Source organism: Streptomyces sp. NPDC014734, from assembly GCF_043083325.1.
In the GTDB taxonomy this organism is placed as follows: Bacteria; Actinomycetota; Actinomycetes; order Streptomycetales; family Streptomycetaceae; genus Streptomyces.
On the sequence record NZ_JBIBYN010000008.1, the window covers coordinates 311121 to 328581 of the forward strand.

Annotated in this window: 15 protein-coding genes; 12 read left to right on the top strand and 3 right to left on the bottom strand. The window is 73.0% G+C overall.

The annotated features are described in order from the left end of the window. Positions 1-50: 50 nt before the first annotated feature. The 5 genes from sucB (at position 51) to ACF1CT_RS16285 (ending at position 7305) form a co-directional block, all read left to right on the top strand. The gene (gene sucB / locus ACF1CT_RS16265; RefSeq protein WP_391784471.1) at positions 51-1811 is read left to right on the top strand and encodes a 2-oxoglutarate dehydrogenase, E2 component, dihydrolipoamide succinyltransferase; all 1761 of its coding nucleotides are present in this window, start codon (positions 51-53) and stop codon (positions 1809-1811) included. Between the two features lie 197 nt (positions 1812-2008). Continuing rightward, positions 2009-2632 carry a GntR family transcriptional regulator gene (locus tag ACF1CT_RS16270; protein WP_391784472.1) on the top strand — a complete coding sequence of 208 codons (624 nt, stop codon included), beginning with the start codon at positions 2009-2011 and terminating at the stop codon, positions 2630-2632. 342 nt (positions 2633-2974) lie between these two features. Further along, positions 2975-5641: a pyruvate dehydrogenase (acetyl-transferring), homodimeric type gene (aceE, locus tag ACF1CT_RS16275; RefSeq protein ID WP_391784473.1), complete on the top strand. Its 2667-nt coding sequence runs from the start codon at positions 2975-2977 to the stop codon at positions 5639-5641. Between the two features lie 108 nt (positions 5642-5749). Next, positions 5750-6721, top strand: coding sequence for a helix-turn-helix transcriptional regulator (locus tag ACF1CT_RS16280; protein ID WP_391784474.1), 972 nt, complete (start codon positions 5750-5752; stop codon positions 6719-6721). 62 nt (positions 6722-6783) lie between these two features. Continuing rightward, positions 6784-7305, top strand: coding sequence for a DUF4240 domain-containing protein (locus ACF1CT_RS16285; protein ID WP_391784499.1), 522 nt, complete (start codon positions 6784-6786; stop codon positions 7303-7305). A 100-nt stretch (positions 7306-7405) separates the two neighbouring features. Here ACF1CT_RS16285 and ACF1CT_RS16290 read toward each other — a convergent pair whose 3' ends face one another. Then, positions 7406-8176 carry an SDR family NAD(P)-dependent oxidoreductase gene (locus ACF1CT_RS16290; RefSeq protein WP_391784475.1) on the bottom strand — a complete coding sequence of 257 codons (771 nt, stop codon included), beginning with the start codon at positions 8174-8176 and terminating at the stop codon, positions 7406-7408. A 184-nt stretch (positions 8177-8360) separates the two neighbouring features. Between ACF1CT_RS16290 and ACF1CT_RS16295 the strand changes: the two genes are divergently transcribed. Then, on the top strand, positions 8361-8996 hold the full coding sequence (locus tag ACF1CT_RS16295; RefSeq protein WP_391784476.1) for a TetR family transcriptional regulator: 636 nt from the start codon (positions 8361-8363) through the stop codon (positions 8994-8996). Positions 8997-9013: 17 nt separating this feature from the next. Here the strand turns inward: ACF1CT_RS16295 and ACF1CT_RS16300 are convergent, their stop codons facing one another. Continuing rightward, positions 9014-9541 carry a GNAT family N-acetyltransferase gene (locus ACF1CT_RS16300; protein WP_391784477.1) on the bottom strand — a complete coding sequence of 176 codons (528 nt, stop codon included), beginning with the start codon at positions 9539-9541 and terminating at the stop codon, positions 9014-9016. A 97-nt stretch (positions 9542-9638) separates the two neighbouring features. On the opposite strand from ACF1CT_RS16300, the gene ACF1CT_RS16305 reads away from it, so the two are divergent. Both ACF1CT_RS16305 and ACF1CT_RS16310 read left to right on the top strand, forming a co-directional pair. Continuing rightward, positions 9639-10538 (top strand): TIGR01777 family oxidoreductase, encoded by a 900-nt coding sequence (locus ACF1CT_RS16305; RefSeq protein WP_391784478.1) that lies wholly within the window; start codon positions 9639-9641, stop codon positions 10536-10538. Positions 10539-10839: 301 nt separating this feature from the next. Then, complete coding sequence (locus ACF1CT_RS16310; RefSeq protein ID WP_391784479.1) at positions 10840-12147, top strand: NAD(P)/FAD-dependent oxidoreductase; 1308 nt, start codon at positions 10840-10842, stop codon at positions 12145-12147. A 76-nt stretch (positions 12148-12223) separates the two neighbouring features. Here the strand turns inward: ACF1CT_RS16310 and ACF1CT_RS16315 are convergent, their stop codons facing one another. Then, a complete protein-coding gene (locus ACF1CT_RS16315; protein ID WP_391784480.1) occupies positions 12224-13852 on the bottom strand; it encodes a regulator in 1629 nt (542 codons plus the stop codon). A gap of 323 nt (positions 13853-14175) precedes the next feature. Between ACF1CT_RS16315 and lipB the strand changes: the two genes are divergently transcribed. From lipB to ACF1CT_RS16335, 4 genes are all read left to right on the top strand, one after another. Continuing rightward, positions 14176-14988, top strand: coding sequence for a lipoyl(octanoyl) transferase LipB (gene lipB / locus ACF1CT_RS16320; RefSeq protein WP_391784481.1), 813 nt, complete (start codon positions 14176-14178; stop codon positions 14986-14988). 131 nt (positions 14989-15119) lie between these two features. After that, on the top strand, positions 15120-16085 hold the full coding sequence (lipA, locus tag ACF1CT_RS16325) for a lipoyl synthase (protein ID WP_391784482.1): 966 nt from the start codon (positions 15120-15122) through the stop codon (positions 16083-16085). Positions 16086-16407: 322 nt separating this feature from the next. After that, positions 16408-16608, top strand: coding sequence for a hypothetical protein (locus tag ACF1CT_RS16330; RefSeq protein ID WP_376245161.1), 201 nt, complete (start codon positions 16408-16410; stop codon positions 16606-16608). A gap of 19 nt (positions 16609-16627) precedes the next feature. Continuing rightward, complete coding sequence (locus tag ACF1CT_RS16335) at positions 16628-17335, top strand: DUF4191 domain-containing protein (protein ID WP_391784483.1); 708 nt, start codon at positions 16628-16630, stop codon at positions 17333-17335. Positions 17336-17461: the final 126 nt, after the last annotated feature.

Genomic DNA, 17461 nt, shown 5'->3' on the forward strand with positions numbered 1-17461 from the left:
GGCGCGACGACCGACCAACTTCCGCACATTCGTAAGGAGCAACCGAAACCATGTCGGTTTCCGTAACCCTTCCGGCGCTCGGTGAGAGCGTCACCGAGGGCACCGTCACCCGCTGGCTGAAGGCCGAGGGCGAGCGCGTCGAGGTCGACGAGCCGTTGCTCGAGGTCTCGACCGACAAGGTCGACACCGAGATCCCGGCTCCCGCGGCCGGCGTCCTCACGTCCATCAAGGTCGCCGAGGACGAGACCGTCGAGGTCGGCGCCGAGCTTGCCGTCATCGACGACGGCACGGGCGCGCCGGCTGCCGCCGCGGCCCCCGCCGCCGAGCCCGCGGCTGCCCCGGCTCCGGCACCCGCCGCCCCGGCCCCCGCGGCCGAGGCACCCGCCGCCCCGGCTCCGGCCCCCGTGGCCGAGGCGCCCGCCGCCGCTCCGGCCGGTGGCGCCGCCGGCACCGACGTCACCCTCCCGGCGCTCGGCGAGAGCGTCACCGAGGGCACCGTCACCCGCTGGCTGAAGGAGGTCGGCGAGGAGGTCACGGAGGACGAGCCCCTCCTGGAGGTCTCCACGGACAAGGTCGACACCGAGATCCCGGCGCCGGTCTCCGGCGTGCTGCTGGAGATCGTGGTCGCCGAGGACGAGACCGCCGAGGTCGGTGCCAAGCTCGCGGTGATCGGCGCCGCGGGTGCCGCTCCGGCGGCTGCCCCGGCGCCCGCCGCCCCGGCCCCGGCGCCCGCCGCTCCGGCCGCTCCCGCCCCGGCGCCCGCGCCGGTGGCTCCGGCCGCTCCCGCCCCGGCCGCCCCGGCTCCGGCTGCCCCGGCCGCTCCGGCACCGGTGGCCGCTCCCGCACCGGCAGCCGCTCCGGCCGCGGCCTCGGTCGACGACGGCGCGTACGTCACGCCGCTGGTCCGCAAGCTCGCCGCCGAGAGCGGTGTCGACCTGGGCGCGGTCAAGGGCACCGGTGTCGGTGGCCGCATCCGCAAGCAGGACGTCGTCGCCGCCGCGGAGGCCGCCAAGGCCGCCGCCGCCCCGGCACCCGTCGCCCCCGCTGCTCCGGCGACCGCCAAGGCGCCGAAGCTGGAGGCGTCGCCGCTGCGCGGTCAGACGGTCAAGATGACCCGCATGCGCAAGGTCATCGGCGACAACATGATGAAGGCGCTGCACTCGCAGGCCCAGCTGACCTCGGTCGTCGAGGTCGACGTCACGAAGCTGATGAAGCTGCGCGCCCGCGCCAAGGACGCGTTCGCGGCCCGTGAGGGCGTCAAGCTGTCCCCGATGCCGTTCTACGTCAAGGCGGCGGCCCAGGCGCTGAAGGCCCACCCGGTCATCAACGCCCGGATCAACGAGGACGAGGGCACCATCACGTACTTCGACTCGGAGAACATCGGCATCGCCGTGGACGCCGAGAAGGGTCTGATGACGCCGGTCATCAAGGGTGCGGGCGACCTGAACATCGCCGGCATCTCGAAGAAGACCGCCGAGCTGGCCGGCAAGGCCCGCGGTGGCGGCCTGACGCCGGACGACATGTCCGGGGCCACCTTCACCATCAGCAACACCGGCTCGCGCGGCGCGCTGTTCGACACCGTCATCGTGCCCCCGAACCAGGCGGCCATCCTGGGCATCGGTGCCACGGTCCGCCGTCCGGTGGTCATCAACCACCCGGACCTCGGCGAGACGATCGCGGTGCGCGACATGACGTACCTGTCGCTCTCCTACGACCACCGTCTGGTGGACGGCGCGGACGCCGCCCGTTACCTGACCGCGGTCAAGGCGATCCTGGAGGCCGGTGAGTTCGAGGTCGAGCTCGGCCTCTGAACACCGCGGCTGTAACCAGCCTCACCAGCGGCGCCCCCGCCCGGAACTCCTCCGGACGGGGGCGCCGCCGTATTGTCTAGTGCTGTGGCCGGGAAGGATTGCCGGTGAACCCTTCCGGTCGCGGCGCTGGAGACCACCGGTCGTCCCGGGGGCCACGACGGCGCGGACAGCACCGGTTTTCCCCGAAGGAGCCACTCATGACCCCGCCCGTCGTCCACTCGCTGCGCGAACAGATCCGCGAGCACATCGTGGACGGGATCGTCAGCGGGCGCTGGAAGCCGGGCGAACGGATCGTGGAGCGGCGCATCGCCACCGAGCTGGAGGTCAGCCAGACGCCCGTGCGGGAGGCCCTGCGCGAGCTGGAGACGCTCCGGCTGATCGAGTCGGCCCCCAACAAGGGCGTACGGGTCCGCAACCTCACCGCGGCCGATCTGGAGGAGAGCTACCCGGTCCGGGCCGGTCTGGAGCAGATCGCCGCGGAACTGGCGGCCCCCGCCCTGGGCGAGGACTGCTCGCGCCTCGCCCCGCACGTGACCGCGCTCTACGACGCCGACCGGCTGGCCGACGGCGAGGCGCAGGTGCGGCACACTGTGGCGTTCCACCGCGAGATGGTCCGCGCCGCGGGCAACGCCGTGCTGCTGCACACCTGGGAGGGGCTGGGCATCGAGGTGTTCACCGCCCTGTCGATCCGCTGGCTGGGCACGGTCCAGAAGTCGTACGCGGAGGAGCACGAGGCACTCATCGAGGCGTTCCTGCGGAAGGACCCGGACATCGGGACGCTGGTCAAGGCTCATGTGCTCGGCTGCGCGCCGCGCGCCTGAGGTGGACGCGGGAGCCACGGGCCGGGACGGCGGACCGCGACAGCCGGTCACGGCCGGAGGCCGGAGGGAGCCGACGGCGGGAGCGGACGGCGGTCCCATCTGATGCGGGGCGCGCTCGTACGTGCGAACGAGCGCCCCATTTATGTACTAAATCCCGTCACTCCGTGCCCCGTTTCGCGGCACGGAATGCCAATTTCTTCATATCGAGAAGTTTTGCCCTTCATCCTTTGATCGATCATCGATCGGCGACTTACAGTTCACTCGCGGGCCCACCGGCCCCATCGCCCTGTCCTGCCAGTCAGGGATTTCTCCACCCCCCTCCCACTCCGGAAGGCGGCGATCATGACCGACCTCGTAAAGCTTCCGAGCGAGCTCGACCAGCTCCCGGACCGCGACCCCGAGGAGACCGCCGAATGGGCGGCCTCCCTGGACGCCGTGACCAAGGCAGCGGGCCCGCACCGCGCCGCGTATCTGATGCGTCGCTCCCTCCAGCACGCCGAGGGCGCCGGTCTCGCGCTGCCCAAGCTGCTGGAGACCGATTACGTCAACTCCATCCCGACCGCTGCCGAGCCCGCGTTCGACGGCGACCTGGAGATGGAGAGCCGGATCACCGCCTGGAACCGCTGGAACGCGGCGGCGATGGTCACCCGCGGCGCCCGGCTGGGCGTCGGTGGCCACATCGCCACCTTCGCCTCGGCGGCCTGGCTCTACGAGACCGGCTTCAACCACTTCTTCCGCGGCAAGGAGGGGGACGGCTCCGGCGACCAGCTCTACATCCAGGGCCACGCCTCCCCCGGCATCTACGCCCGCGCCTTCCTCGACGGCCGGCTCAGCGAGCAGCAGCTCGACAACTTCCGCCAGGAGGCGGGCGGCGACGGCCTGCCGTCCTACCCGCACCCGCGGCGGCTGCCCTGGCTGTGGGAGTTCCCCACCGTGTCGATGGGCCTCGGCCCGCTCTCCGCGATCTACCAGGCGCGCTTCAACCGCTACCTGCACAACCGCGGCATCAAGGACACCTCGAACTCGCACGTCTGGGCCTTCCTCGGCGACGGCGAGATGGACGAGCCCGAGTCGACCGCCGCCCTGGCCCTCGCGGCCCGTGAGCGGCTCGACAACCTGACCTTCGTCATCAACTGCAACCTGCAGCGCCTCGACGGCCCGGTCCGCGCCAACTTCCGCGTCGTCCAGGAGCTGGAGGGCGCCTTCCGCGGCGCCGGCTGGAACGTCGTCAAGACGCTCTGGGGCAGCGCCTGGGACGAGCTGTTCCAGCTGGACACCACCGGCGCGCTGGTACGCCGGCTCCGCGAGGTCCCGGACGCCCAGTTCCAGACGTACGCCACCCGCGATGTCGCGTACATCCGGGAGCACTTCTTCGGTGCCGAGCCCGCGCTCGCCGAGCTGGCGAGGCTGCTCACCGACGCGAAGATCGCCGAATGCTTCTACACCTCGCGCGGCGGCCACGAGCCCCGCAAGGTGTACGCGGCCTACCGGGCCGCCCTGGCGCACGAGGGCGCGCCGACCGTGATCCTCGCCCAGACGGTGAAGGGCTTCACGCTCGGCAAGGGCTTCGAGTCCAAGAACGCCAACCACCAGATGAAGAAGCTGTCCGTCGACGAGTTCAAGGACATGCGCGAGCTGCTCGGGCTCCCCATCCCGGACAGCGCCTTCGCCGACGGTCTGGTGCCCTACGGCCACCCGGGCGCCGACTCCCCCGAGGTGCGCTACCTCCAGGAGCGACGTGCCGCCCTCGGCGGCCCCGCCCCGGCCCGCCGGGTGCACGTGGTGGCGCTGCCGGAGCCCGAGGAGCGCGCGTTCGCCGCGCTGAAGAAGGGATCCGGCAAGCAGGAGATGGCCACCACCATGGCCTTCGTCCGCCTCGTCAAGGACCTGATGCGGGACAAGCAGACCGGCAGGCGCTGGGTGCCGATCGTCCCGGACGAGGCCCGCACCTTCGGCATGGAGTCGCTGTTCCCGTCGGCCGGCATCTACTCGCCGCTGGGCCAGACGTACGAGCCGGTCGACCGCGACCAGCTCATGTACTACAAGGAGGCCAAGGACGGCCAGATCCTCAACGAGGGGATCACCGAGGCCGGCGCGATGGCCGACTTCATCGCCGCCTCCACGTCGTACGCGACGCACGGCGAGCCGATGATCCCGTTCTACATCTTCTACTCGATGTTCGGCTGGCAGCGCACCGGCGACCAGTTCTGGCAGCTCGGCGACCAGCTCGGCCGCGGCTTCGTGGTCGGCGCCACTGCGGGCCGGACGACGCTGACGGGCGAGGGCCTCCAGCACGCCGACGGTCACTCGCACCTGATCGCCTCCACGAACCCGGCCGCGCTCAACTACGACCCGGCGTTCGCGTACGAGATCGCGGTGATCGTCAAGGACGGTCTGCGCCGGATGTACGGCCCCGACGCGGAGGACGTCTTCTACTACCTGACGGTCTACAACGAGCCGAAGCCGCAGCCCGCGATGCCGGAGGGCGTCGAGGAGGGCATCCTCAAGGGGCTCTACCGCTTCAAGGAGGGCGCGCCCGCGAAGGCGAACGCCGCGCGCGTCCAGCTGCTGGCCTCCGGCACGGCGATCCACTGGGCCCTGGAGGCCCAGGAGCTGCTGGCCGCGGACTGGGGTGTCACGGCCGACGTCTGGTCCGCCACCTCGTGGGGCGAGCTGCGCCGCGAGGCGATGGAGTGCGACGAGGCGCTGCTGCGGGGCGAGCAGCGGGTGCCGTACGTGACCCGGGCGCTGGAGGGCGCCCCGGGTCCGGTGCTCGCGGTCAGCGACTGGATGCGGCAGGTCCCGGACCAGATCAGCCAGTGGGTGGACCAGGACTGGTCCTCGGTCGGCACGGACGGCTTCGGTCTGTCGGACACCCGTGACGCGGCCCGCCGCCACTTCGGTGTGGACGCGCAGTCGGTCACGGTCGCGGCGCTGGCCCAGCTGGCCCGTCGCGGCGAGGTGAACGCGTCCTCGGTCAAGGAGGCCCGGGAGCGCTACGGGCTGTGAGGTGACGCGGTGGCCGGGCCCGTCCCGGCCACCGTTTCCGGCCGTCGGCCCGCTGCCACCGTCCCTTCCCCGGTCGGTGCGGAGCGGGCCGACGGCCACAATGGCTTCATGCGTGCCGCCCGTCTGATCAAAATGGTGCTGCTGCTGCAGTCCCGCCCCGCCATGACCGCCGCCGAACTCGCCCGTGAGCTGGAGGTGTCCGAGCGGACCGTCACCCGGGACGCGCAGGCCCTCTCCGAGGCGGGTGTCCCGGTCTACGCGGACCGGGGCAGGGCCGGCGGCTACCGGCTGGTCGGCGGGTACCGCACCCGTCTCACGGGCCTCGCCCGTACCGAGGCCGAGGCCCTCTTCCTCTCCGGGCTGCCGTCCGCCCTGCGCGAGATGGGTCTGCAGGACGCGGCGTCCGCCGCCCGGCTCAAGGTGTCGGCGGCCCTGCTCCCGTCGTTGCGCAACGCCCCGGACAGCGCCGCCCGCCGCTTCCACCTCGACGCACCCGCCTGGTACCAGGAGCCGGTCGCGCCGGAGCTGCTGCCCGAGATCGCGGAGGCGGTCCGGGACGACAGGATCGTCCGTGCCCACTACCGCCGGGGCGGCCGGGACGAGGACGTGGAGCGGGTCCTCGCCCCGTACGGGCTCGTCCTGAAGGCCGGGGTCTGGTATCTCTGCGCGCGGGTGGCGGACGACTTCCGGGTGTACCGCATCGACAGGTTCTCGGCGGTGACGGTGTCGGAGGAACGGTTCACCCGCGACGAGGACTTCGACCTGCCGGGGTTCTGGGAGGAGCGGGCCGCCCAGTTCGCCCGCTCGCTGCTGCGCGACGAGGTGACGGTGCGGCTGTCCCCGGAGGGCGTACGCCGACTGCCGTACACGATGGACCGTTCGGCGGTCCGGGAGGCCCTGGGGACAGCCGGCCCGCCCGACGCACGGGGGTGGCTCACGGTCGCCGTGCCGGTCGAGTCCCTCGATGTCGCGTACAGCCAACTCATGACTCTCGGACCCGAGTTGGAGGTACTCGAACCGGCCGCGTTGCGGGACCGGTTCATCGCCGCGGCGCGGCGCCTGCACGAGCTGTACCGCTGAGGGCTCCACTCCCCCGCCGTCCGCGTGCGTCGGGCGACGGCACGGCCGATGCTGGATCCGTGATGGACGAGACGGAGTTCTGGGAGATCGTCGACCGTGCCCGCGAGGCCGCCGAGGGCGACCCCGAGGAGCAGGCCGACCTGCTCGTCGAGCGGTTGCTGCGGCTGGATCCGGAGGCCGTGCTGGACTTCGCCCGACACTTCGAGGCCCGCTATCACCGCGCGTACCGCTGGGACGTGTGGGGAGCCGCCGCCGTACTGCTGCGCGGGGCGAACGAGGACGCCTTCGACTTCTTCCGCTGCTGGCTGATCGGGCAGGGGCGGGAGGTCTTCGAGGGCGCGCTGCACGATCCGGACGGCCTCGCCGATCTCCTCGACGACTTCGACGAGGAGGTCGACGGGGACGGCGAGGATCTCGGTTACGCCGCCGACGAGGCGTACGAGCAGCTCACCGGCGTGGTCACGCCGGATCTCGGCCTGCCGCCCCAGGCCGAGGAACCGGAGGGCGTCCCGTTCGGCGTCGAGGACGAGGCCGCGCTCGCGGAGCGCTTCCCCTCGCTCTGGGAACGGTTCCGGGGCGACTGAGAGCGCAGCGGCTTCGGGGCGGCCGGAAACGGGAACGGTTCCGGGCGGCCGGGAGCCGCGGGGCCGGTCCCCGCGCCGGCAGGCCCGCCCGGAAGTCCGCTCAGAAGTGGGTACCGCCGTCGATCCTGATCTCGGTGCCCGTGATGAACGCCCCGTCCCGGGAACCGAGCATCGCGACGACGCCCGCGACGGTGTCCGGGCTGGCGAACCCCTGCCCGAGTGCCGGGGACAGCTTGGCGAAGAGCGACATGTCGGCATCGGCGGGCAGCCCCGGACCGTTGCCGCTGGTCATGTCGGAGGAGATCGAGCCGGGGGCGACGGCGACGGCCCGCAACCCCTGCTTGCTGTACTCGCTCGCCAGCGCGTGCGTCATGGACTGGATGCCGCCCTTGCTCGCCGCGTAGGCCGCCATGTAGGGGTGCGCGAAGCTCGCCGAGGTGGAGGAGAAGTTCACGACGACCGGCTCGTCGCCCGCCAGCAGGGCCGGTATCGCCTCCCGGATCATCAGGAACGTCCCCGTGAGGTTCACGGCGATGATCTTGTTGAAGAACTCCAGGGACGTCTTGTGCGTGTGCTCGGAACGCAGGATCCCTGCCGCGTTGACCAGGACGTCCAGGCCGCCGAGGGTGTCGACGGCGGAGGCGACGCCCGCCCGGACCGCCGCCTCGTCCGCGATGTCGAGGACGAGGGTGGTGAGGCGGCCCGCGGTGCCGTTCGCCTCGGCCGTCGCGTACGTGGCCCGCAGTCCGGCCTCGTTGACGTCGGCCGCGACGACGCGGCCGCCCTCGGCGAGGAGGCGGTGGACGGTGGCCTGCCCGATGCCGGAGCCGCCCCCGGTGACGAGTGCGCGGCGGTTGTCGTAGCGGTTCATGTCTGCTCTCTCCCGGTCCCGGTGACTTCCGTCACCGTCTCGAAATGTCGTGGGATGTCCCGAAGCTCGCTCTCACCGCCTCGATCGATGTCCACCGTACGCCCAAGTGGCATGTTTTGCCATGACGTCATTCCATGCCTCTCGTTTCGCTGCCGGGGGGCTCCGCCCAGGTAGTCTGCGGGGAATGAGCGCCAAGCCGAACCAGCCGTCCCTCACCGAGCGCCGCAAGGCCGCGACCCAGATGGACATCGCCCGCGCCGCCGCGGCGCTCTTCGCCGAGCGCGGGCCCGACGGCACCACGGCCGAGGACATCGCCCGCCGGGCGGGCGTCGCGCTGCGGACCTTCTACCGGTATTTCCGTTCCAAGCAGGACGCGGTGGGTCCGCTGCTGCACGGCGGCGCCGAGCGCTGGCGGGCGCTGCTGGAGGCGGCCGACCCCGGGGAATCGCTCGCCGGGGTCCTGGAGCGGGCGGTCTCCGAGGCGCTCCACGTGCCCGACGCGCAGGCAGCCGAGGAGCTCGCCCGGACGCGGGGACTGCTGCGGGCGGCGGCGGACGACCCGGCCCTGCGGGCCGTCTGGTACCGGGTCAACCAGGAGTCGGAGGAACGGCTGCTGCCGGTGCTGACCCGGCTGGCGGGCGAGGGGGCGGACCCGCTGGAGGTGCGGCTCGCCGCGGCCGCCGCCACGGACGCGGTGCGCGTCGCGCTGGAGTCCTGGGCGCTGACGGACGCGCCGACGAGCGGCCCCGGCTCACCCGCCGATCTCGCGGTGCGCTGCCTGCACGAACTCATCGGCGGCATGCGGCTGTTCGGCGGCTGAGCCGTTGGCGGGCGGGGTCACGGGGCGAGCGGGCGGCCCATCATGACGTCGTCGACATAACGGCCGTCCAGGAAGAACTCGCCGGGCAGTACGCCCTCGACGACGAATCCCTCCGACGCGTACAGGGCGCGCGCGGGCGCGTTGTGCCCGAGCACCCGCAGCGTCATCCGGTTGGCGCCGTCGTCCCGGGCGGCGGCGCACGCGGCCCGCAGCAGGGTCCTGGCCACCCCACGACCGCGCGCCCACCCGGCCACCACCAGTCCCTGTATCTGCCGGACATGGGCGTTGCAGGCGAGCGGGGTCGGCGGGACCACCCTGACGTACCCGGCGAGCCCCGGCCCGCCCGCCGCGTCCCGCACCTCGGCGACGAGGAAGTCCCCGGGCGTGTGGCGGTCGTCGAAGAAGGGCTCGTACGGCGGCTGCGGCCGCGGCATCACCGCGTGCAGGGTCGACCAGGTGGAACGGTCCAGTTCGGCGAGCGCGGCTTCGTCGGAGGGCGTCGCGGGACGAACGGAACACGCCGGGCGTGCGTGGGTTTCGGACATGCACGTCACTGTGCCAGGCCCGTGTCCCCCGGTCAGCCCCTTTTATCCCGGCCCGGCCGGTGGGGCATCCGGGCGCCGCTGCGGCAGGATGGGGTCCATGCCGCACTCCCGCATCGCTGTCACCGGAGCGTCCGGACTCGTCGGAACGGCGCTCGTGCGCTCGCTGCGGGCGGACGGGCACGAGGTCGTGCGCCTGGTGCGCCGTCCGGCGCGGTCCGGGGACGAGGTGGAGTGGGACCCCCGGCGCCGGTACGTCGACGTGGCGGGTCTGGTGGGGTGCGACGCCGTCGTCCATCTCGCCGGGGCCGGGGTCGGGGACCATCGCTGGACAGCGGCGTACAAGCGGGAGATCCGGGACAGCAGGGTGCTCGGCACGACCGCCGTGGCCGAGGCCGTCGCCTCGCTGGACGTGCCGCCGAAGGTGCTGGTCTCCGGATCGGCCATCGGCTACTACGGCGACACCGGGGACCGCGCGGTCGACGAGAGCGCCCCGGCCGGCGAGGGGTTCCTGCCGTCGGTGTGCGTGGAGTGGGAGGCCGCGACGGCCGCCGCCCAAGAGGCGGGGGTACGGACGGTGCACGCCCGCACCGGTCTGGTGGTCGGCCGGGCGGGCGGGGCCTGGGGCCGGCTCTTCCCGCTGTTCCGGGCCGGGCTCGGCGGACGGCTGGGAAACGGGCGCCAGTACTGGAGTTTCATCGCGCTGCACGACGAGGTCGCGGCGCTGCGGCACCTCCTGGACACGGACTCCGTGTCGGGGCCGGTGAACCTGACCGGCCCCGACCCGGTCACCAACGCCGAGGTGACCGCCGCGATGGGACGGGTGCTGCACCGCCCCACCGTGCTGACCGCCCCGGCACCGGCCCTGCGGCTCGCCCTCGGGGACTTCGCCGAGGACGTACTGGGCAGCCAGCGGGTGCTGCCGGGCCGGCTGCTGGACTCCGGCTTCGTGTTCGCCTTCCCGGGCATCGACGCCGCGATCCGCGCGGCACTGCGCTGAACGACCACGCCCCACGAGGAGCCCAGCGCACAGCCGCGCCTGGCGGCCCGGCGCCTCGATGCGGCCCGCGCCGAGCGCGTCGGGGCGGCACCGGCGCACATCGGCCCGCGCCCCCCGCGGCACACGGGTCACGCGCCCGCCGCGGATTCGGACGGGCATGCGACCCCGTGCACCGGTGCCCCCGGTGCGCGCGTCTGCGCCCGCCCCCGCCGCCCTCCTAGCCTGCTGGCGAACTCGGGCATTCCGGGAGCCTGTCGGAGGCAAGGGCCTCCCAGTAGTTGCGCCGACTCGGGGAGGGCACGTGCTCAGCTCGGCACATCACGCGGACGTCGTCGTCATCGGGGCCGGGATCGCCGGCCTGTCAGCCGCCCACCGACTGACCAGGGCGGGGGTGAGCGTCGCCGTCCTGGAGGCCGGTCCCCGGATCGGCGGCCGGATGACCACCACCGAGTCGGACGGATTTCTGCTCGACCGCCTCGGTCCGCTGCTCAGCACCTCGTACCCGGAGCTCCGCCTCATCCCCGCCCTCGAAGGGCTCGACCTGTGCCACTTCGCCCCCGGGGTGCTCGTCCACAGCGAGGGCCGCCCGTACCGGATCGGCGACGCGCGGGGCGCGCGGGGCGCGCTCAAGGCGGCTCGCGCCCTGGCAGGCGCCCCCCGCCCGCCGATGGGCGGGCCGATCGACCAGGCCCGGCTGGGTGCCGCCCTGAGCCGACTCGCCGCCACCCCGGCCTCCCGCATCCTTGCCCGGCCCGAACAGAACGCGCTCACCGCCCTGTCCCACCGCGGCCTGCCCTCCCGCACGGTCGGCGGCTTCCTGCGCCCGCTGCTCTCCGCGCTGCTCAGCGACCCGGAACTCACCACGTCCAGCCGGTGCGCCGATCTCGCCCTGCGCGACTACGCCCGGGGCAGGCTGTGCGTACCCGCGGGCGGTTCGGGCCGGCTGCCGGAGCTGCTCGCGGCGGCGCTGCCGCCCGGGACCGTACGGACGGGTGTGCACGTCACGGCCGCCGACATCACCTCGGTCCGCACCAGGGACCACGGCGAGCTGGGCTGCCGTTCGCTGCTGCTGGCCACGGGCGCGGGCGCCGCGGCGCACCTGCTGCCCGGTCTGCGGATGCCGTCCTTCCATCCGGTGACGGTCCTTCACCACACCGCTCCCGCGCCCCCGTCGACCGGGGCCTCGCTGCTGCTGAACGCGGACGGCTCGGGCCCCGTCGCGCACACCGCCGTGATGAGTGCGGTCGACCCGTCGCGCGCCCCGCTCGGCCGGACGCTGATCAGCTCGACGGTGCTCGGCACGCCGCCGCCGGACCTGGACCGCACGGTCCGCGCCCATCTGGCCACCCTGTACGGCACCCCGACCGACGACTGGGAGCTGCTGGCCGCCCACCACGATCCCGAGGCCGTCCCGGCCATGCCGGCCCCGCACGACCTGCGTCGCCCGGTCCGGCTGCTCGCCGGACTGTACGTGTGCGGCGACCACCGCGACACCAGCACCGTGCAGGGAGCCCTGTTCTCCGGCCGTCGCGCGGCCGAGGCGATCCTCACCGACCTGGGCGTGCGGCCCGGGCTCGGGAGCGGGGCGCCCCTGCCCGAAGCGGCGTAGCGACGGCCTCCGGGGCCGGTCCGGTTCCCGTCGCCCGGCCGCGCCCCGGGCCCGGCCGGCTCGGGGCCCGCCCGGCTCATCCCAGCGCGGCGACCCGTTCGCGGTAGCCGCGCACCGCGGCGGCGTCCCGGTACGGCTCCAGCCGGCGCTCGAAGTCCCGTACGTACTCCGTCGCCCGCGCCGACCGCATCTCGGTCGCCTGCTGGGCGGCCTCGGCACCCAGCACGCACGCCTGGTCGAGCTCGCCCAGTCCGAGCCGCGCGCAGGCCAGCACCACCCGGCAGAACAGCCGACTGCGGGCGTACGCCGGGGCGCGCAGCTGGAGGGAGCGCTCCGCGTGCTGCGCCGCGGCCCGGTGCTGCTGGAGGTCACGATGGCAGTGACCGAACTCGTCGGCGAGCTGTGCCTCGTCGAAGTACCGCGCCCAGTACGGGGCCTCGTCCCCGTGGCGGGCGATCTCCAGCGAGTGTTCCGCGCGCGCCAGCGAGGCGGTGCAGGACCGGGCGTCGCCGAGCACTCCGTGACCGCGTGCCTCGACGGAGTGCAGCAGGGCCTGGACGACGGGCGGCGCCGACGAGCCGATGCCCTGCTGGGCGACACGGGCCAACTGCACGGCCTCCCTGCCATGACCGAGGTACACCGCCTGCCGGCTCATCGTGATCAGGACGTAGCTGCCGTAGGCGCGGTCACCGGCGGCCTGGGCGAGCCGCAGCGCCTGGACGAAGTACCGCTGGGCGAGACCGTGGGCCGCGATGTCGTACGACGTCCAGCCCGCCAGCCGGGTCAGGTCGGCGGCGGCGGAGAAGAGTCTGCGCCCGGTGGACTCGCCGTAGGTCCCGCGCAGCATCGGTTCCGTCTCGTGCTCCAGGTAGCGCACGAGGGCCTGCCGGGCGTGACCGCCGCCGTAGGTGTGGTCGAGGGTGCGGAAGAGCTCGCCGACCGAGCGGAGCGCGGCGACGTCGCCGCCGCCGACCCGCTGGCCGGGACCGCGGTCGGTCTGCCGCTGCCGGGGGACTCCGGGGGCGCCGGGAAGCCCGAGGGGGGCGCCGGGAGGTGCGGTCGGTCCGGTGGGCCGGGACGGCACGGGTCCGCGCGTTCCGCCGCGGCCCACCGTTCCGGGTGTCGCCCCGGGGCCACCGGGCCGGTACCCGGGCGATCCGTGCGGTCCCGGTGCTCCCCCGGCCGTGTGGACGTCGTCGAACGTACGGTTCCCGCCCGCGGCGCCCGCCATCGGCGCGGAGAACTCGCGGTCCCGCCCCACCCACTCGTCGGGCCTGCCGATCAGCCAGTCCCGGCTGGGGACGACCAGCCCCGCCGGGGTGAAGGCGATCTTGCGCAGTTCCGCGTGGCTTCCCGAGTCCTTGCGCCACAGCCCGCTGACGATGTCGACGGCCTCGGCGGGGGTGGCCGCGAACTCCAGGCCCGCGTAGACGGGGGCGCACGCGTCGAGCCCCAGGTCCTGCGCGGAGAGGCGACGGCCGAGCTTCCGGGTGAAGACCTCGGCGATCAGCGCGGGAGTGGTGCCACGCGGCTGCTGGCCGCGCAGCCAGCGGGTCACGGAGGTCTTGTCGTACCGCAGGTCGAGGCCGTGTTCCAGGCCCAGTTGATCCACCCTGCGGGCCAGGCCGGCGTGGGAGAAGCCGGCTTCGGTGATGAGCGAGGCGAGTCGTCGGTTGGGGGTGCGCTGCGGAGGTCGTTCCGACATCAGCTGTACGGTCTCCTGCCTTCGGGGCCGGGCGGGCAGCCCTGGGGCCTGTCCGGCGGATCGGGGCCGGGGCCGCGGCGTCCGATTCCTCCGGACAGGCCCTCATGGAACGGCGCGAATTTAGCGGCCTGAGCAGCAGTCATAGCCACCATCGCCCCGCTTTCATCCGATCGTGTGAGGATTGAGGGTGGCGCTGACGGGATCGACCTGCCGGGCCGCGCCCCGGGGGCCGGTCGTACAGTGGCTCGGGGCTGATTCAGTGCATGGTGACGCGGCTTCGGGCATCCCCGGCTCGCGCCACCGCGAGTAGGGAGGCATCTGTCGTGACCGAGCTCCGGTTCGTCCGGCTGGGATTCGGCGAGGAAGCCGTCGACTACCAGGAGGCCTGGCAGAAGCAGCGCGAGGTGCACGCGGCGCGGTTCGAGGACACGGTCCCCGACACCTGTCTGCTGCTGGAACACCCGCCCGTGTACACGGCGGGGCGGCGCACCGTCGACAGCGAGCGCCCCCTGGACGGCACCCCCGTCATCGACGTGGACCGCGGCGGCAAGATCACCTGGCACGGCCCCGGGCAGCTGGTCGGCTACCCCATCCAGAAGCTGCCCCGCCCGGTGGACGTGGTCGCGCACGTCCGCCGCCTGGAGGAGGCCCTGATCCGTACCGCCGCCGAGTTCGGTCTGGAGACCACCCGGATCGAGGGGCGCAGCGGCGTCTGGGTGCTCGGTGACCCGGTCGAGGACCGTCCGGCCCTCGGCGGCCTCTCCCTCGACTTCGACCCGCGACTGGACGACGAGGAGTTCGACGCGCGGCTGCACGGCCCCGAGTACGCCCCGTCCAACGCCGGCCAGCGCCGCGAGGACCGCAAGCTGGCCGCGATCGGCATCCGGGTGGCCAAGGGCGTCACGATGCACGGCTTCTCGTTCAACGTGAACCCGGACACCACCTGGTTCGACCGCATCGTGCCCTGCGGCATCCGCGACGCCGGCGTCACCTCGCTCGCGTACGAACTGGGCCGCGACATCACGATCGCCGATGCGCTCCCGGTCGTCGAGAAGCACCTCCGCGACGTGCTGGAGAACGCCGAGCTCGCCCCGCGCGGCGTCGGGCAACCGACGGATGCCGTGGCCACGGCATGACAGTCTGGGAGCCGGCGGGGAATACGCCCTGCCGGGTCCAGGTTGGCCAGACGTAAAGCCGTCTGAATCACGGGCGTACCCTGGTGTTCGCCGAAGAATCCAATGCAGTGAAAGCAAAGGGGAGTGCCGGAGTGTCCGCTGTCGCACCCGACGGGCGCAAGATGCTGCGCCTGGAGGTCCGGAACAGCCAGACCCCCATCGAGCGCAAGCCCGAGTGGATCAAGACCCGGGCGAAGATGGGCCCCGAGTACAACCAGTTGCAGAAGCTCGTGAAGAGCGAGGGTCTGCACACGGTGTGCCAGGAGGCCGGCTGCCCCAACATCTTCGAGTGCTGGGAGGACCGCGAGGCCACGTTCCTCATCGGCGGCGACCAGTGCACCCGGCGTTGCGACTTCTGCCAGATCGACACGGGCAAGCCGCAGGCGCTGGACCGGGACGAGCCCCGCCGGGTCGGCGAGTCCGTGGTCACGATGGACCTGAACTACGCCACCATCACCGGCGTCGCACGCGACGACCTGGAGGACGGCGGCGCCTGGCTGTACGCGGAGACCGTGCGCCAGATCCACGCGCTGACCGCGGAGCGGGAGGCCGGCCGCACCAAGGTCGAGCTGCTGATCCCCGACTTCAACGCGGTGCCCGAGCAGCTCGCCGAGGTCTTCTCCTCGCGCCCGGAGGTGCTCGCGCACAACGTGGAGACGGTGCCGCGGATCTTCAAGCGGATCCGCCCCGGCTTCCGTTACGAGCGCTCCCTGGAGGTCATCACGCGGGCCCGCGAGGCCGGTCTGGTGACCAAGTCCAACCTGATCCTCGGCATGGGCGAGACCCGCGAGGAGGTCAGCGAGGCGCTGCGGGACCTGTACGACGCGGGCTGCGAGCTGATCACCATCACGCAGTACCTGCGCCCCTCCGTGCGTCACCACCCGGTCGAGCGCTGGGTGAAGCCGCAGGAGTTCGTGGAGCTGAAGGACGAGGCCGACGCCATCGGCTACTCCGGTGTGATGTCCGGGCCGCTGGTCCGTTCCTCGTACCGTGCCGGCCGCCTCTTCCAGCAGGCGATCGAGCGCCGCGGTGCCGCCGCGTCGGCGACCGCCGTGTGAATCCAATCACAAGAAGCTACTGAGCAGTAATCGCAGGTCCGTCGCGGCCCGGACGCTCCCCGCAGGTCGGGGGCGCGTATGGGCCGCTTCGGCGTGCGCGGCGGCCGGATCAAGGTTTCATTGGTGTTTGACCGACCGGTCATGCGCTGGTAACACCGAGCAGTGACGTTGGGTGCACGGGGTACGGCGGCCACCGTCACCGCCGCTTCCCGCGCGCCGCGCACGCCACCCGCTTCGCGCAACGCAGTCCCGGGCAGTTCGGCCCGGGCAGCTGAGTATCACGCGACTCAGTCCGCACATCCGCTCCGAGGAGATCTCCACGATGCAGGCCGTGCCGGTACGCGCCACCGCTGTCCCCTCCGTCACCCACGCCCTCCGTGCCGTCGAGTCGCTGCTGCTGGGCGGCGGCCAGCGCACCGCCCGCCGCAACGCCTGGACGGCCGTCCTTGAGGACCGACGCCGGGCCAAGGACCGGGTCGAGGCCGAGCACGTACTGGAGGCCGCGGCCGACCGTCGTTCCTGAGCCACGTAAACTTCTGTTCATGGCGAGGAAGGCAAACACTGAAGGCGCGGACAGCGCCGAGAACGCGGGGCGGCTCAAGCAGATCGCCCTGACCTACAAGATGGCCCGGCGGACCGATCCCAAGGTCGGTCTTGTCGTCGCGGGCGTGGGAATCGTCACCTTCGGTGTCCTCCTCGGGGTCGGCTTCCTGATCGACCACCCCGTCTACCTGGGCATCCTGGGCTTCGTGCTGGCCCTCCTCGCGATGGCGATCGTCTTCGGACGTCGCGCCGAGCGTGCGGCCTTCGGGCAGATGGAGGGGCAGCCGGGCGCCGCGGCGGCGGTGCTGGACCGGGTGGGCCGCGGCTGGACCACGACCCCCGCGGTCGCGATGAACCGCAACCAGGACGTCGTCCACCGGGCCGTCGGCAAGGCGGGCATCGTCCTGGTCGGCGAGGGCAACCCGAACCGGGTGAAGGCGCTGCTCGCGGCCGAGAAGAAGAAGATGGCCCGCATCCTTGTCGATGTGCCGGTGCACGACATCATCGTCGGTGACGGCGAGGGCCAGGTGCCGCTGAAGAAGGTGCGCACCAAGATGCTGAAGCTTCCGCGGGTGCTGGCCGGTCCGCAGGTGACGGCCGCCAACGACCGGTTGCGCGCGATGGGCGACCTGATGAGCAACATGCCGCTACCCAAGGGCCCGATGCCGAAGAACATGCGGATGCCTCGCGGCGGGAAGATGCGCTGACGCCCGACGCGGCGGAGCGGACGACGGGGGGGGGGGGGGGCCCCCCCCCCCCCCCCGCGCCCCCCCCCCCCCCCCCCCCCCCCCCGCCCCCGGCCCCCCCCCCCGGCCCCCCCCGCACCCCCCCCC

Excerpts from the sequence above, each read along its gene's own strand:
- ACF1CT_RS16300 (WP_391784477.1), bottom strand. The coding sequence starts at position 9,541 with ATGTCCGAAACCCACGCACGCCCGGCGTGTTCCGTTCGTCCCGCGACG.
- ACF1CT_RS16285 (WP_391784499.1), top strand. The coding sequence starts at position 6,784 with ATGGACGAGACGGAGTTCTGGGAGATCGTCGACCGTGCCCGCGAGGCC.
- aceE (WP_391784473.1), top strand. The coding sequence starts at position 2,975 with ATGACCGACCTCGTAAAGCTTCCGAGCGAGCTCGACCAGCTCCCGGAC.
- ACF1CT_RS16330 (WP_376245161.1), top strand. The coding sequence starts at position 16,408 with ATGCAGGCCGTGCCGGTACGCGCCACCGCTGTCCCCTCCGTCACCCAC.
- ACF1CT_RS16305 (WP_391784478.1), top strand. The coding sequence starts at position 9,639 with ATGCCGCACTCCCGCATCGCTGTCACCGGAGCGTCCGGACTCGTCGGA.
- ACF1CT_RS16335 (WP_391784483.1), top strand. The coding sequence starts at position 16,628 with ATGGCGAGGAAGGCAAACACTGAAGGCGCGGACAGCGCCGAGAACGCG.
- ACF1CT_RS16270 (WP_391784472.1), top strand. The coding sequence starts at position 2,009 with ATGACCCCGCCCGTCGTCCACTCGCTGCGCGAACAGATCCGCGAGCAC.
- ACF1CT_RS16295 (WP_391784476.1), top strand. The coding sequence starts at position 8,361 with ATGAGCGCCAAGCCGAACCAGCCGTCCCTCACCGAGCGCCGCAAGGCC.
- ACF1CT_RS16315 (WP_391784480.1), bottom strand. The coding sequence starts at position 13,852 with ATGTCGGAACGACCTCCGCAGCGCACCCCCAACCGACGACTCGCCTCG.
- ACF1CT_RS16280 (WP_391784474.1), top strand. The coding sequence starts at position 5,750 with ATGCGTGCCGCCCGTCTGATCAAAATGGTGCTGCTGCTGCAGTCCCGC.
- ACF1CT_RS16290 (WP_391784475.1), bottom strand. The coding sequence starts at position 8,176 with ATGAACCGCTACGACAACCGCCGCGCACTCGTCACCGGGGGCGGCTCC.
- sucB (WP_391784471.1), top strand. The coding sequence starts at position 51 with ATGTCGGTTTCCGTAACCCTTCCGGCGCTCGGTGAGAGCGTCACCGAG.